Source organism: Streptomyces europaeiscabiei (assembly GCF_001550375.1).
Taxonomy (GTDB): Bacteria; Actinomycetota; Actinomycetes; order Streptomycetales; family Streptomycetaceae; genus Streptomyces; species Streptomyces europaeiscabiei.
Genome location: NZ_LRTR01000105.1, coordinates 1 through 12658 on the forward strand (window position 1 = coordinate 1; position 12658 = coordinate 12658).

Sequence of the window (12658 nt, forward strand, 5' to 3'; positions counted from 1 at the left end):
GAGCGCCGCAGGGTCCGCGGAGAACGCCACCGCGCCCGCCGAGACAGCTGACACCGTCGGGAACACCGTCCCCGGGACGGGCCGTGCTCCCGCGACGAACCAGGAGAACCAAGTGACGACCGGAGCCACCGGAGCCACCGTCTGGCTCACGGGTCTGCCGAGTGCCGGCAAGACCACCATCGCCTACGAGCTGGCGGGCCGGCTGCGTGAGGACGGCCACCTCGTGGAGGTCCTCGACGGCGACGAGATCCGCGAGTTCCTCACCGCGGACCTGGGCTTCAGCCGCGCCGACCGCCACACCAACGTGCAGCGCATCGGCTTCCTCGCCGACCTGCTCGCCCGTAACGGCGTCCATGCGCTCGTGCCGGTCATCGCGCCGTACGCCGACAGCCGCGAGGCGGTCCGCAAGCGTCACGCGGCGAGCGGTGCCGCGTACGTCGAGGTGCATGTGGCTACGCCGGTCGAGGTGTGCTCCGAACGCGATGTGAAGGGTCTGTACGCCAAGCAGGCGGCCGGGGAGATCTCCGGGCTGACCGGTGTCGACGACCCCTACGAGGCCCCCGAGACCCCGGATCTGCGCATCGAGTCGCAGGACCAGACGGTCCAGGAGTCCGCGGCGCTGGTCCACGAGCTGCTCACCGAGAGGGGTCTGGCATGACGACGACCGTCGCGGCCGTCCCCGGGGAGACCGGCACCCCGTACACGCTGTCCCACCTGGACGCGCTGGAGTCCGAGGCCGTCCACATCTTCCGTGAGGTGGCGGGTGAGTTCGAGCGGCCGGTGATCCTGTTCTCCGGCGGCAAGGACTCCATCGTCATGCTGCACCTGGCACTGAAGGCCTTCGCCCCGGCGGCCGTCCCCTTCACGCTGCTGCACGTCGACACCGGACACAACTTCCCCGAGGTCCTGGAGTACCGCGACCGCACGGTCGCCGAGCACGGACTGCGACTGCACGTCGCCTCCGTACAGGACTACATCGACCGGGGAGTGCTGAAGGAACGCCCCGACGGCACCCGTAATCCGCTCCAGACCGTGCCGCTGACGGAGAAGATCCAGGCGGAGAAGTTCGACGCCGTCTTCGGCGGCGGACGACGCGACGAGGAGAAGGCACGCGCCAAGGAGCGGGTCTTCTCGCTGCGGGACGAGTTCTCCCAGTGGGACCCACGCCGCCAGCGGCCCGAGCTGTGGAACCTGTACAACGGCCGCCACGCGCCCGGCGAGCACGTCCGCGTGTTCCCGCTGTCCAACTGGACCGAGCTGGACGTCTGGCAGTACATCGCCCGCGAGGGCATCGAACTCCCCCAGATCTACTTCGCGCACGAGCGTGAGGTGTTCCAGCGGGCCGGGATGTGGCTGACCGCCGGCGAGTGGGGCGGCCCCAAGGACGGCGAGACCATCGAGAAGCGGCAGGTGCGGTACCGGACCGTGGGTGACATGTCCTGCACGGGTGCGGTGGACTCGGACGCGGTGACATTGGAGCAGGTCATCGCCGAGATCGCGGCCTCCCGGCTGACCGAGCGGGGTGCGACGCGCGCGGACGACAGGATGTCCGAGGCCGCGATGGAGGACCGTAAGCGCGAGGGGTACTTCTAGGCATGAGTACGACCATGAGTACGCCCATGAGCACGACCAAGCACACGATCACGGCCGAGAAGCCCTCGGCCACCGTCGACACACTGCGCTTCGCGACCGCCGGATCGGTCGACGACGGCAAGTCCACGCTCGTCGGGCGGCTGCTGCACGACTCCAAGTCGGTTCTGACGGACCAGTTGGAGGCGGTGGAGCGGGTGTCCGCGAGCCGTGGGCAGGGGGCACCGGACCTGGCACTGCTGACCGACGGGTTGCGGGCCGAGCGGGAACAGGGCATCACCATCGACGTGGCGTACCGCTACTTCGCCACGGCACGCCGCCGGTTCATCCTCGCCGACACCCCCGGCCATGTGCAGTACACCCGCAACATGGTGACCGGCGCGTCCACCGCCGAGCTGGCGATCGTCCTCGTCGACGCGCGCAACGGGGTGGTCGAGCAGACGCTGCGGCACACGGCCGTGGCGGCGCTGCTGCGCGTCCCGCACGTGGTGCTGGCCGTCAACAAGATGGACCTCGTCGGGTACGAGGAGGAGGAGTTCCGCCGGATCGTCGAGGACTTCACGCGGCACGCCGACGACCTGGGGCTGCCCGCCTTCACCTCGATCCCGGTCTCGGCGCTGGTCGGTGACAACGTCGTCGAGCGGTCCGGACACATGGACTGGTACCGCGGTCCGGCGCTCCTCGAATTCCTGGAGACCGTTCCGGTGGGCGTGCAGGCGGCGGACGCTCCGGCGCGCTTCCCCGTGCAGTACGTGATCCGGCACGACGAAGTCCGGTACTACGCCGGGCAGTTGGTGTCGGGCGCCCTGCGGGTGGGTGACCGGGTGACCGTCCATCCCTCCGGTGGGACGTCCGAGATCACGGGGATCGACGTGCTGGGCGAGGCGACACGTGCCGCGCACGCGCCGCAGTCGATCAGCCTGCGGCTGGCGGACCAGCGGGACGTCTCCCGTGGCGACATGATCACGACGGGCGGGGCGGACGCGCCGACACTGACGCGGGACGTCCGTGCGGCCGTCTGTCACCTGGCGGAACGGCCGCTCCGGGTGGGCGACCGCGTACTGCTCCGGCACACCACCCGCACCGTCAAGGCCATCGTCAAGGACCTCGGCGGCCACCCCGAACTGACCACGAACGACCTGGGCCGGATCGCCCTGCGCACGGCCGAGCCACTGGCCCTGGACGACTACACGGCCGTTCGTCGGACGGGGGCGTTCATCCTGGTCGACCCGGCGGACGGGGCGACTCTGACGGCGGGGATGGTGGACCTGTCCTAGCACCGACGCCGACGCCCGCCGCCATGGCTGCGGGCAATCGTGCCGCCCCAGCCGCACGATTGCCCGCAGTTGAGTAGGACAAGCCGGGCGGCATGCCCGCGGCTAGGACAGGCTCAGTCGGGGTTTCGGGGCGTCCGTACGGCCCGTGTTGGGGCGGCGGCTGCCTGCTCGGTAGGGAGCGGGCCAGCTGACGCCTGGGCCCGAGTAGCCCTGTTCGGCCGCCGCGTGGAGGGTCCAGTGGGGGTCGTAGAGGTGGGGGCGGCCGAGGGCGCACAGGTCCGCGCGGCCCGCCAGGATGAGGGAGTTGACGTCGTCCCAGGAGGAGATGGCGCCGACGGCGATCACCGGCACCCCCGCCTCGTGCCGGATCCGGTCCGCGAACGGCGTCTGGTAGGAGCGCCCGTACGCGGGGTGTTCGTCGGCGACGACCTGCCCGGTCGAGACGTCGATCGCGTCGGCCCCGTGCGCGGCGAAGGCGCGGGCGATCTCGACGGCGTCCTCGGCCGTGGTGCCCCCGTCGGCCCAGTCCGTCGCCGAGATGCGGACGGTCATGGGCCGTTCCTCCGGCCACACCGCCCTTACGGCGTCGAAGACTTCGAGGGGGAAGCGGAGCCGGTGGTCGAGGGAGCCGCCGTATCTGTCGGTGCGGCGGTTCGTCAGCGGTGAGAGGAAGCCGGACAGCAGGTAGCCGTGGGCGCAGTGGAGTTCGAGCAGGTCGAAGCCGCTGCGGGCGGCTCGGCTCGCGGCCGAGGTGAACTGCTCGCGGATGTCGGTGAGTCGGGCGCGGGACAGTTCGCGCGGGGTCTGACTGCCGGCCTTGTACGGCACGGGGGACGCGGCCGCCAGGGCCCAGTTGTCCGCGTCCAGGGGCTCGTCGATGCCCTCCCACATCACCTTGGTCGAGCCCTTGCGGCCGGAGTGGCCCAGCTGGACACCGATGGCCGTGCCCGGCGCCCCCTCGTGCACGAACGTCACCGTGCGGCGCCAGGCGTCGGCCTGCCGGGAGTTCCACAGTCCGGCACAGCCCGGGGTGATGCGCCCCTCGGGGCTCACGCACACCATCTCGGTCATCACGAGCCCGGCGCCCCCGAGGGCGCGGGAGCCCAGATGGACGAGGTGGAAGTCACCGGGGAGACCGTCGGTCGCCGAGTACATGTCCATCGGGGACACGACAACGCGGTTGCGCAGGGTCAGACCGCGCAGCCGGAACGGGGTGAACATCGGGGGCGTGCTGGGTGGGCAGCCGAACTCGCGCTCCACCGCGCCGGTGAAGTGCGGGTCGCGGAGGCGGAGGTTGTCGTGGGTGACGCGGCGGCTTCGGGTGAGAAGGTTGAAGGCGAACTGCCGTGAGGGCTGGGCGAGATGGAGCCCAATGTTCTCGAACCACTCCAGACTGGCCCGCGCCGCACGCTGGGTCGAGGCGACGACAGGGCGCCGTTCCTCCTCGTACGCCGCCAACGCCCTTGCCTGGTCGTGGTGTTCCTCCAGACAGGCGGTCAGCGCCAGCGCGTCCTCCACGGCCAGCTTCGTACCGGAGCCGATGGAGAAGTGCGCGGTGTGCGCGGCGTCGCCGAGCAGCACCAGATTGCCGTGCGACCAGCGCTCGTTGACGACTGTGCGGAAGGTCGTCCAGGTGGAGTTGTTGGAGCGCAGGGGCCGGCCGCCGAGCGCGTCCGCGAAGAGTTTCGCGCACCGCTCGACCGACTCCCGCTCGTCCGCCCGGTCCAGCCCGGCGGCCCGCCACACCTCCTCGCGCATCTCCACGATGACGGTGGACGCGTCCGGCGAGAACGGGTAGCCGTGCAGTTGCATCACGCCGTGCTCGGTCTCGGCGATCTCGAAGCGGAACGACTCGAAGGCGAAGTCGGCGGCGAGCCAGATGTAGCGGCAGCGGTGCGTCTCCACGGCCGGCCGGAACACCTCCGCGTACGCCTCGCGCGTCGCGCTGTGCACGCCGTCCGCCGCGATGACCAGGTCGTACGTCTCGCAGAGCCAGGCGGGGTACGGGGCCTCCGTGCCGAAGCGGAGTTCGACTCCGAGGGCGCGGCAGCGGTCGTGCAGGATCTGCAGGAGGCGGCGGCGGCCCAGTGCCGCGAAGCCGTGTCCTCCGGAGGTGTGGCGGGTGGTTCGGTGGACGATGTCGATGTCGTCCCAGCGGGTGAAGTGTGCTTGCAGGGCTTCGTAAACGACCGGGTCGGCGTGTTCTATGCCGCCCAGGGTCTCGTCGGAGAGGACCACTCCGAAGCCGAAGGTGTCGTCGGGGGCGTTGCGTTCCCAGACGGTTATGTCGCGGGTGGGGTCGAGGCGTTTGAGGAGGGCGGCGGCGTAGAGGCCGCCGGGGCCGCCGCCGATGATCGCGATGCGCTGGGGGTGGTTCTTCTCGGTGGGCGGCTGCGGGTTGTGCGTGGCTGGTCGCGCCCCGCGGCGGAGCCGCGTATCGACACTGCCCCGCGCCCCTGACTCTGCTGCCCCTGGGCTTGGCATGACAGGTGAGTCCGGCATCAGCGGCCCTGCCACTTCGGAGGGCGCTTCTCCGTGAACGCCGCGTGGAACTCGGCGTAGTCCTCGCCGTTCATCAGCAGGGCCTGGGTCGCGGCGTCCAGCTCCACGGCGGCCGCCAGGGGCATGTCCAGCTCCGCTGTCAGCAGGGCCTTCGTCTGGGCGTACGCCAGGGCCGGCCCCTCGGCCAGGTGGCGGGCCAGGGTCTGCGCGGCCTCGTCGGCGCCGCCCTCGTCCGTGAGCCGGCTGATGAGACCGATGCGTTCGGCCTCGGGGGCGCGGACGGGTTCGCCGAGCATCAGAAGACGGGTGGCGTGGCCGAGGCCGACGACGCGGGGCAGGAGGTAGGCGGCGCCCATGTCGCCGCCGGAGAGGCCGACGCGGGTGAAGAGGAAGGAGAAGCGGGCGGTGGGGTCCGCCACACGGAAGTCGGCGGCCAGGGCGAGGACCGCGCCGGCGCCCGCGGCGACGCCGTGCACGGCGGCGATCACCGGGAAGGGGCACTCGCGTACGGCCCGTACGACCTGCCCGGTCATCCGGTTGAAGTCGAGCAGCTGGGCGGTGTCCATGGCGAGGGTGGCGCCGATGATCTCGTCGACGTCGCCGCCCGAGCAGAAACCGCGGCCGTCGCCGGCCAGTACCAGGGCCCGTACGGACTTCTCCCGGGAGAGTTCGGCGAGCAGGTCGCGCAGGTCGGCGTAGGCGCCGAAGGTGAGGGCGTTGAGCTTCTCGGGGCGGGCGAGGGTGACGGTGGCGACACCGTCGGTGATCTCGCACCGCAGATGCCGCCAGTCGGAGGTGCGGGCGGCGGAGCCGGTGAAGGGACTCATGACGGGGCGGCCTCCTCGGGGGCTGCCGCAGCGCTGCGGCCACTTTCCCACCCACGAAGTTATCACCGATATATGACTTCCGTCACGAGTGCGCGATAGACCGACCGGCGTATCGTCACCGCCCGTACCGCCCCCTTCGGCGGCCGTACGGGCCGTCCGTGACTCGGTCACGGACGTTCGACAAGCCCGTAACGACGGGCTCGACCGGGCGAGGCGGAGCGTTGCTACGGGTAGACCGGCTGGCAACGGGGCCGAAGGTCCCCCGCGGCGCCCGCCGAGCGGTTTCGCCGGTTCGCGCCGTACCATTCATCACGTTGAAAGCAGGACGACCCATGACCTGCTCCATGAACGGATCAGCCGCCTTGCAAGAACCCTCCGCCCCCTCCTCCTGGCGCGTCGCGCTGCCGCACACCGCCGCGGCCGTGCCCATGGCCCGCGCACTGGTGCGTACGGCGCTGACCGAGCTGGAGCACGGGGCGGACTGCGACACGGCGGAGCTGCTCACGGCGGAACTGGTCGCGAACGCGATCGAGCACGCGGCCGGGGACGGGCCCATAGAGCTGGTCGTGGAGCTGGTGCCGACCGGCTGCAAGGTGGAGGTCCACGACCCGGATCCGGCGCCCCCGGGCGATCTCACCACCCCGGGTCACATCGACCCCGACCCCTGGCAGGAGCACGGCCGCGGCCTCCTCCTGATCCGCGCCCTCAGCTCCGCCTGCGGCCACCGCCCCACGGACTCCGGCAAGGCGGTGTGGTTCCGGCTCCCGACGGTCCCGACACAGCGCCGCCACGCGTAGGCGCCCCCGAGGGGCACGGAGAACCGCGCGATCGACCACGATCGACCACGAACAACCCGCACGCGCCGACGCACCCCACCCGCCGCGCCCTCACCCGCACATCACGCCAGCGTCGCCACGAGAACCGCCTTGATCGTGTGCAACCGGTTCTCCGCCTCGTCGAAGACGACCGAGTGCGACGACTCGAACACCTCGTCCGTCACCTCCAGCGAGTCCAGCCCGTGCAGCTCGTGGATCTCGCGGCCGACCTTCGTACCGAGGTCGTGGAAGGCCGGGAGACAGTGGAGGAACTTGACGTCGGGGTTGCCGGTGGCGCGCAGGACGTCCATGGTCACGGCGTACGGGCAGAGTGCCCCTATGCGCTCGTCCCAGACCTCCTTGGGCTCTCCCATGGACACCCAGACGTCGGTGGCGATGAAGTCGGCGCCCTCGACCCCCTCGTGGACGTGCTCGGTGAGCGTGATCCGCGCCCCGCTGATCTCCGCGAGCTTGCGCGCGTGGTCGACGATCTCCTCCGCCGGCCAGTAGGCCCGCGGGGCGACGATACGGACGTCCATGCCGAGCAGGGCGCCGGTGACCAGGTACGAGTTGCCCATGTTGAAGCGGGCGTCGCCGAGGTAGGCGAAAGCCATGTCGTCGAGCGGCTTGTCGCTGTGCTCGGTCATCGTCATGACGTCGGCCAGCATCTGGGTGGGGTGCCAGTCGTCGGTGAGGCCGTTGTAGACCGGCACTCCGGCGTACGCGGCGAGCTCCTCGACGTTCGCCTGACTGTCGCCGCGGTACTGGATCGCGTCAAACATCCGGCCGAGGACCCGCGCGGTGTCCCGCACGGACTCCTTGTGGCCCATCTGCGAGCCGGACGGGTCGAGGTACGTCGTCCGGGCCCCCTGGTCGGCCGCGGCGACCTCGAACGCGCAGCGGGTGCGCGTCGAGGTCTTCTCGAAGATGAGCGCGATGTTCCTGCCCCGCAGGTACTGGGTCTCCGTACCCGCCTTCTTGGCCGCCTTCAGCTCCACGGCCAGCCCGATCAGCCCGCGGAACTCCTCCGCGGTGAAGTCCAGCTCCTTGAGGAAGTGGCGCCCGGCGAGGGCGTGGGGAACGGTCGCCATGGGGCGCTCCTGGGTCGACGGGGCAGGGACAGCGTAGGGAAGACTGGAAGTCTATACGATGTTCCACATTTCTATACGGTGCACCTCCGCGTGACCCGGATCCGTACGGCACACCGCCGACGGCACACCGCTACACGGCGGATCTCTCCACCGGACAGCTCATACAGCGCGGCCCGCCCCTCCCCCGGCCCAGCTCGCTCCCCGGGATCTCGATCACCTCGACACCCTGCCTGCGCAGATGCGTGTTGGTGGTGGCGTTGCGTTCGTAGGCGACGACGACGCCCGGCTCGACGGCGAGGACGTTGCAGCCGTCGTCCCACTGCTCGCGTTCAGCGGCGTGGACGTCCTGCGTGGCGGTCAGCACCCGGACGGCGTCGAGGCCGAGCGCGGCGGCGATCGCGCGGTGCATGTGCTCCGGCGGATGGTCGGTGACCTTGAGCTCCTTCTCCCCGACGCCGGGCTCGATGGTGTACGAGCGGAGCATGCCGAGGCCGGCGTACTGGGTGAAGGTGTCGCCGTCGACCATGGTCATGACGGTGTCGAGGTGCATGAAGGCCCGGCGCTTCGGCATGTCGAGGGCCACGATGGTCTGCGCGGAACCGGCGGCGAAGAGCTTGTGGGCGAGCATCTCGACGGCCTGCGGGGTGGTGCGCTCGCTCATGCCGATGAGGACGGCGCCGTTGCCGATGACGAGGACGTCGCCGCCCTCGATGGTGGACGGATAGTCGGCCTGCCCCTCCGACCAGACATGGAACGCCTCGTCGCGGAAGAGGGGATGGTGCCGGTAGATCGCCTCGAAGTGGACGGTCTCGCGCTGGCGGGCAGGCCAGCGCATGGCGTTGATGGAGACCCCGTCGTAGATCCAGGCGGAGGTGTCACGGGTGAAGAGGTGGTTGGGGAGGGGGTCGAGAAGGAATTCGTCCAGCTCCATGACATGGAAGCGGACCGAGGCCGGCTCCATGTGCGCGTCGAGGAACTCACGCTTGGTCATGCCGCCGATCAGGGCCTCGACCAGTTCCGTCAGGGGCAGCGACTCGAAGGCGGCCCTGAGGTGGTCCGTGGCGAGTGGACCGTACTCCTTCTCGTCGAAGACCCGGTCGAGGACCAGCTCCCGGGCCCGCGGGATGCGCATGACGTCGGTGAGGAGGTCGCCGAAGAGGTGGACGGCGACGCCCCGGTCACGCAGCACGTCGGCGAATCCGTCGTGCTCGGCGCGCGCCCGGCGCACCCACAGCACGTCGTCGAAGAGCAGCGCGTCCTTGTTGCTGGGGGTGAGCCTCTTGAGCTCAAGATCCGGCCGGTGCAGGATGACGCGGCGCAGCCGCCCGGCCTCGGAGTCGACATGGAATCCCATGTCCTCATCCTGACCATTCGGGCGCGTGTTCACCCGCCGGTCGGCCGAATCGGAACCCTTCCATCTCGTCCCCTTGACGATAAGCAGACCCGTCGATTATCGTCTAAGTGACACTAACTGGTGTCGCCCAGTCGTTGCGAGGGGGATCATCCATGGCCGACATCACCAGGCGGCTCGGCTGGCGGCATCTGCGCGGCGCGCCCACCGCGCACATTCGTCACCACCGCTCCGGGCGGCTCGTGCACGACGGCCCGGGGCTGAGTTTCTGGTACCGGTCGCTGAGCGCCGCGCTCTCCGAAGTCCCGGTGGACGACCGGGAGCTGGCGATGACCTTCCACGCCCGTACGTCCGACTTCCAGGACGTGGCGGTGCAGGCGACGGTGACGTACCGGGTGAGCGACCCGGCGACCGCCGCCGCCCGCCTCGACTTCTCCATCGACCCCGACACCGGTGTCTGGCGCGGTGCTCCCCTGGAGCAGTTGTCGACGCTGCTGACGGAGACGGCCCAGCAGCACGCGCTGGACGTCCTGGCCCGTACGACACTGGCGTCGGCCCTGGTCGACGGGGTCGCGGCGGTCCGGGAGCGGGTGGCGAGCGGACTGGCGGCCGAGCCGCGGCTGCCGGCCACCGGGATCGAGATCGTGGCCGTACGCGTGGTGGCGCTGCGGCCCGAGCCCGAGGTGGAGCGGGCGCTGCGCACGCCGGCCCGGGAGCAGATCCAGCAGGAGGCGGACAAGGCGACGTACGAGCGTCGTGCCGTGGCCGTCGAGCGGGAGCGGGCCATCGCCGAGAACGAGCTGGCAAGCCAGATCGAACTCGCCCGCCGCGAGGAGCAGTTGGTCGACCAGCGGGGGACGAACGCACGGCGGGAGGCGGAGGAGAGGGCCGCGGCGGACGCGGTGAAGGCCGGCGCGGAGGCGGCCCGGACGGTACGGCTGACCGAGGCGGAGGCCGAACGGACCGTCAGACTCGCGGACGCGGAGGCGACGCGGAGCGTGAAGCTGGCCGAGGCCGAAGCGGCTCGGCAGGTCAAGCTGTCCGAGGCGGAGGCTCGGGCCGCGCGGGTCGTCGGTGCGGCACGGGCCGAGGCCCAGGCGGCGTGGCTGCGGGTGCACGCCGAGGTGGACGCGTCCACACTGCACGCGCTCACCGGGACGCGGCTCGCGGAGAACCTGCCGCGCATCGAGAGCGTGACGGTCTCCCCCGACGTGCTGACCGGGCTGCTCGCCAAGCTGGGCGGGGCGGGCACCCAAGGGGGCTCGGCGTGAGTCTCGCGCCGCGGGTGGTGCTGGTCCATCGCACCACCGAGTACGAGGAGTTGGTGGCCCGGCACGGTACGCACGGGCAGGCCGCCTTCTTCCTGCGGTCCCGGGGGCGGGACATCGAGGACGTGGCCGAGCGGCACCGGCGGGAGCGCGGGGCGCTGGCCGAGGTCACGTCCTCGATACCGCTGACCTGGCGTCAGGCGCGGGTCGAGCGGGGTGATCTGGACCGGTTCCTGTTCGCTCCCGAGGACGTCGTGGTCGTCGTCGGGCAGGACGGGCTGGTGGCCAATGTCGCGAAGTACCTCGCGGGGCAGCCGGTGGTGGGGATCAACCCCGACCCCCGGCGCAATCCGGGGGTGCTGGTGCGCCACCGGCCCGATCAGGCGGGGAAGTTGCTCTCCACTTCACTGCGACACGGTGCTCAGGCCGATGAGTTGACCATGGTCGAGGCCGTCGCCGACGACACGCAGCGGCTGGTGGCGCTCAACGAGATCTACCTCGGCGCGGCGGGGCACCAGACCGCCCGGTACCGCCTGGGGTTCGACGGCGACAGGGGTGCCGTCGAGCCCCAGGCGTCCTCCGGGGTGCTCGTCGGGACCGGGACCGGGGCGAGCGGATGGATCCGGTCGGTGTGGCAGGAGCGGGCGAGTGAGCTGGCGTTGCCCGGCCCGGACGAGGCCCGCCTCCTGTGGTTCGTCCGCGAGGCGTGGCCCTCTCCGGCCACGGGCACGTCACTGGTGGCCGGCCAGTTGGCGGCGGCCGCCCGGCTCCGGCTCACCGTCGAGTCGGACCGACTCATCGTCTTCGGGGACGGGATGGAAGGGGACGCGCTGGAGCTGACGTGGGGGCAGACGGTGCGGGTGGGGGTGGCGGGGGTCCGGCTGCGGTTGGTGGGCTGACGGGTGGGGTCGCCCCCGCCGCCCCCACCCGTCCCTCCCCCATCCAGGGGCTGCGCCCCTTCGACCCCCGGTCGGTGCGTTCTTCGGCTGCGGGTGCGTGGGGGCTGGTCGCGCAGTTCCCCGCGCCCCTTAAGAGCTCCGGGCGCGACCCATGCCGCCAAGGCGCGCGGGGAACTGCGCGAGGAACCACGCACCACCCGCAGCCGCCAACGAAACCGCGGCCCCCGAGCACTGAAGCGGCCCGGCTACTCGGCCCCGTCCGCAGACGTGGGCGCCGACGCGGCGCCCTTGCGGCGCTTTCGGTGGGTGTAGGCGACGACCGCCTCCCACAGGTCGCGACGGTCCACGTCCGGCCAGGGCTGGTCGGTGAAGTGGAGTTCGGCGTAGTGGGCGTGCCAGGGGAGGAAGTTGGAGGTACGGATCTCGCCGCTGGTGCGCCACAGAAGGTCGACGTCGGGCATGGCGTGGTGCGGCAGATGGGCGGCGAAGAGCTGCTCGGAGACCCGGGCGGGGTCGACCTCGCCGGCCAGCGCGGCACGGGCCAGCGCCGCGCCCGCGCGGGTGAGTTCGGCACGGCCGCCGTAGTTGACACACACGTTGAAGGTGAGGCCGGTGCGGTTGCGGGTGGCGTGCTCCTGGGCGCGGAGGACCTCCACCACGTCGTCCGGGAGGCCGTCGGGAGAACCCACCCAGCGCAGGCGTACGTCGTGGTCGAGGAGTTCACCGTCGAGCAGCTCGGAGCGCATGATCGCGAAGAGTTTGGAGACCTCGTCGGGCGACCGCTTCCAGTTCTCGGTGGAGAAGGCGTAGACGGTCAGATGGGCGAGTCCGATCTCCAGGGCGCCCTGGACGACGTCCCGCAGGGCGACCGCTCCGGCGCGATGGCCCTCGTCGCGGGGCAGCCCGAGCCCGGTGGCCCAGCGTCCGTTGCCGTCCATGACGATTGCCACGTGTTGCGGGAGATGGGCCTCGGCTATGGCCGGCGGGCGGGCGCCGTCGCGATGCGGGCGCGGCGGCAGCGGCGGTTCGGCGATCCGC

Annotated in this window: 11 protein-coding genes; 6 read left to right on the forward strand and 5 right to left on the reverse strand. The window is 71.2% G+C overall.

Features of this window, described 5'->3' with window-relative positions; all coding sequences use genetic code 11:
* Positions 1–112: 112 nt before the first annotated feature.
* Genes cysC through AWZ10_RS04655 form a run of 3 tightly spaced genes read left to right on the forward strand, consistent with a single transcriptional unit; the run spans position 113 to position 2867 of the window.
* On the forward strand, positions 113–658 hold the full coding sequence (cysC, locus tag AWZ10_RS04645) for an adenylyl-sulfate kinase (RefSeq protein WP_046705363.1): 546 nt from the start codon (positions 113–115) through the stop codon (positions 656–658).
* Positions 655–1593, forward strand: coding sequence for a sulfate adenylyltransferase subunit CysD (gene cysD / locus AWZ10_RS04650; protein WP_060890437.1), 939 nt, complete (start codon positions 655–657; stop codon positions 1591–1593). Before cysC ends, cysD begins: the two co-directional genes overlap by 4 nt.
* A 26-nt stretch (positions 1594–1619) precedes the next feature.
* Entirely contained in the window at positions 1620–2867 is a 1248-nt protein-coding gene (locus AWZ10_RS04655) for a sulfate adenylyltransferase subunit 1 (RefSeq protein WP_046703298.1), read from the forward strand.
* Between the two features lie 102 nt (positions 2868–2969).
* Here the strand turns inward: AWZ10_RS04655 and AWZ10_RS04660 are convergent, their stop codons facing one another.
* Both AWZ10_RS04660 and AWZ10_RS04665 read right to left on the reverse strand, forming a co-directional pair.
* Positions 2970–5351, reverse strand: a complete 2382-nt coding sequence (locus AWZ10_RS04660; RefSeq protein WP_046703302.1) for a bifunctional salicylyl-CoA 5-hydroxylase/oxidoreductase — start codon at positions 5349–5351, stop codon at positions 2970–2972.
* Between the two features lie 17 nt (positions 5352–5368).
* Positions 5369–6196, reverse strand: a complete 828-nt coding sequence (locus AWZ10_RS04665) for an enoyl-CoA hydratase family protein (protein ID WP_046703297.1) — start codon at positions 6194–6196, stop codon at positions 5369–5371.
* Positions 6197–6540: 344 nt separating this feature from the next.
* Between AWZ10_RS04665 and AWZ10_RS04670 the strand changes: the two genes are divergently transcribed.
* A complete protein-coding gene (locus tag AWZ10_RS04670; protein WP_046703301.1) occupies positions 6541–6993 on the forward strand; it encodes an ATP-binding protein in 453 nt (150 codons plus the stop codon).
* A gap of 101 nt (positions 6994–7094) precedes the next feature.
* Here the strand turns inward: AWZ10_RS04670 and argF are convergent, their stop codons facing one another.
* The gene (gene argF, locus AWZ10_RS04675) at positions 7095–8102 is read right to left on the reverse strand and encodes an ornithine carbamoyltransferase (protein ID WP_046703296.1); all 1008 of its coding nucleotides are present in this window, start codon (positions 8100–8102) and stop codon (positions 7095–7097) included.
* 130 nt (positions 8103–8232) lie between these two features.
* The gene (locus AWZ10_RS04680; protein WP_046703295.1) at positions 8233–9456 is read right to left on the reverse strand and encodes an arginine deiminase; all 1224 of its coding nucleotides are present in this window, start codon (positions 9454–9456) and stop codon (positions 8233–8235) included.
* 152 nt (positions 9457–9608) lie between these two features.
* Between AWZ10_RS04680 and AWZ10_RS04685 the strand changes: the two genes are divergently transcribed.
* Together AWZ10_RS04685 and AWZ10_RS04690 are read left to right on the forward strand one after the other, a co-directional pair.
* Positions 9609–10724 carry an SPFH domain-containing protein gene (locus AWZ10_RS04685; RefSeq protein ID WP_046703294.1) on the forward strand — a complete coding sequence of 372 codons (1116 nt, stop codon included), beginning with the start codon at positions 9609–9611 and terminating at the stop codon, positions 10722–10724.
* Complete coding sequence (locus tag AWZ10_RS04690; protein ID WP_060890510.1) at positions 10721–11620, forward strand: NAD(+)/NADH kinase; 900 nt, start codon at positions 10721–10723, stop codon at positions 11618–11620. Before AWZ10_RS04685 ends, AWZ10_RS04690 begins: the two co-directional genes overlap by 4 nt.
* 245 nt (positions 11621–11865) lie before the next feature.
* On the opposite strand, the gene uppS is transcribed toward AWZ10_RS04690, so the two are convergent.
* Positions 11866–12658: polyprenyl diphosphate synthase (gene uppS / locus AWZ10_RS04695; RefSeq protein ID WP_063809738.1), on the reverse strand; the 793-nt coding region annotated here is incomplete at its 5' end.

What these genes read in the sequence shown, in the direction of transcription:
- AWZ10_RS04670 (WP_046703301.1), top strand. Translation starts at nt 6,541, where the DNA reads ATGAACGGATCAGCCGCCTTGCAAGAACCCTCCGCCCCCTCCTCCTGG.
- AWZ10_RS04680 (WP_046703295.1), bottom strand. Translation starts at nt 9,456, where the DNA reads ATGGGATTCCATGTCGACTCCGAGGCCGGGCGGCTGCGCCGCGTCATC.
- AWZ10_RS04660 (WP_046703302.1), bottom strand. Translation starts at nt 5,351, where the DNA reads ATGCCAAGCCCAGGGGCAGCAGAGTCAGGGGCGCGGGGCAGTGTCGAT.
- AWZ10_RS04685 (WP_046703294.1), top strand. Translation starts at nt 9,609, where the DNA reads ATGGCCGACATCACCAGGCGGCTCGGCTGGCGGCATCTGCGCGGCGCG.
- cysD (WP_060890437.1), top strand. Translation starts at nt 655, where the DNA reads ATGACGACGACCGTCGCGGCCGTCCCCGGGGAGACCGGCACCCCGTAC.
- argF (WP_046703296.1), bottom strand. Translation starts at nt 8,102, where the DNA reads ATGGCGACCGTTCCCCACGCCCTCGCCGGGCGCCACTTCCTCAAGGAG.
- AWZ10_RS04655 (WP_046703298.1), top strand. Translation starts at nt 1,620, where the DNA reads ATGAGCACGACCAAGCACACGATCACGGCCGAGAAGCCCTCGGCCACC.
- AWZ10_RS04665 (WP_046703297.1), bottom strand. Translation starts at nt 6,196, where the DNA reads ATGAGTCCCTTCACCGGCTCCGCCGCCCGCACCTCCGACTGGCGGCAT.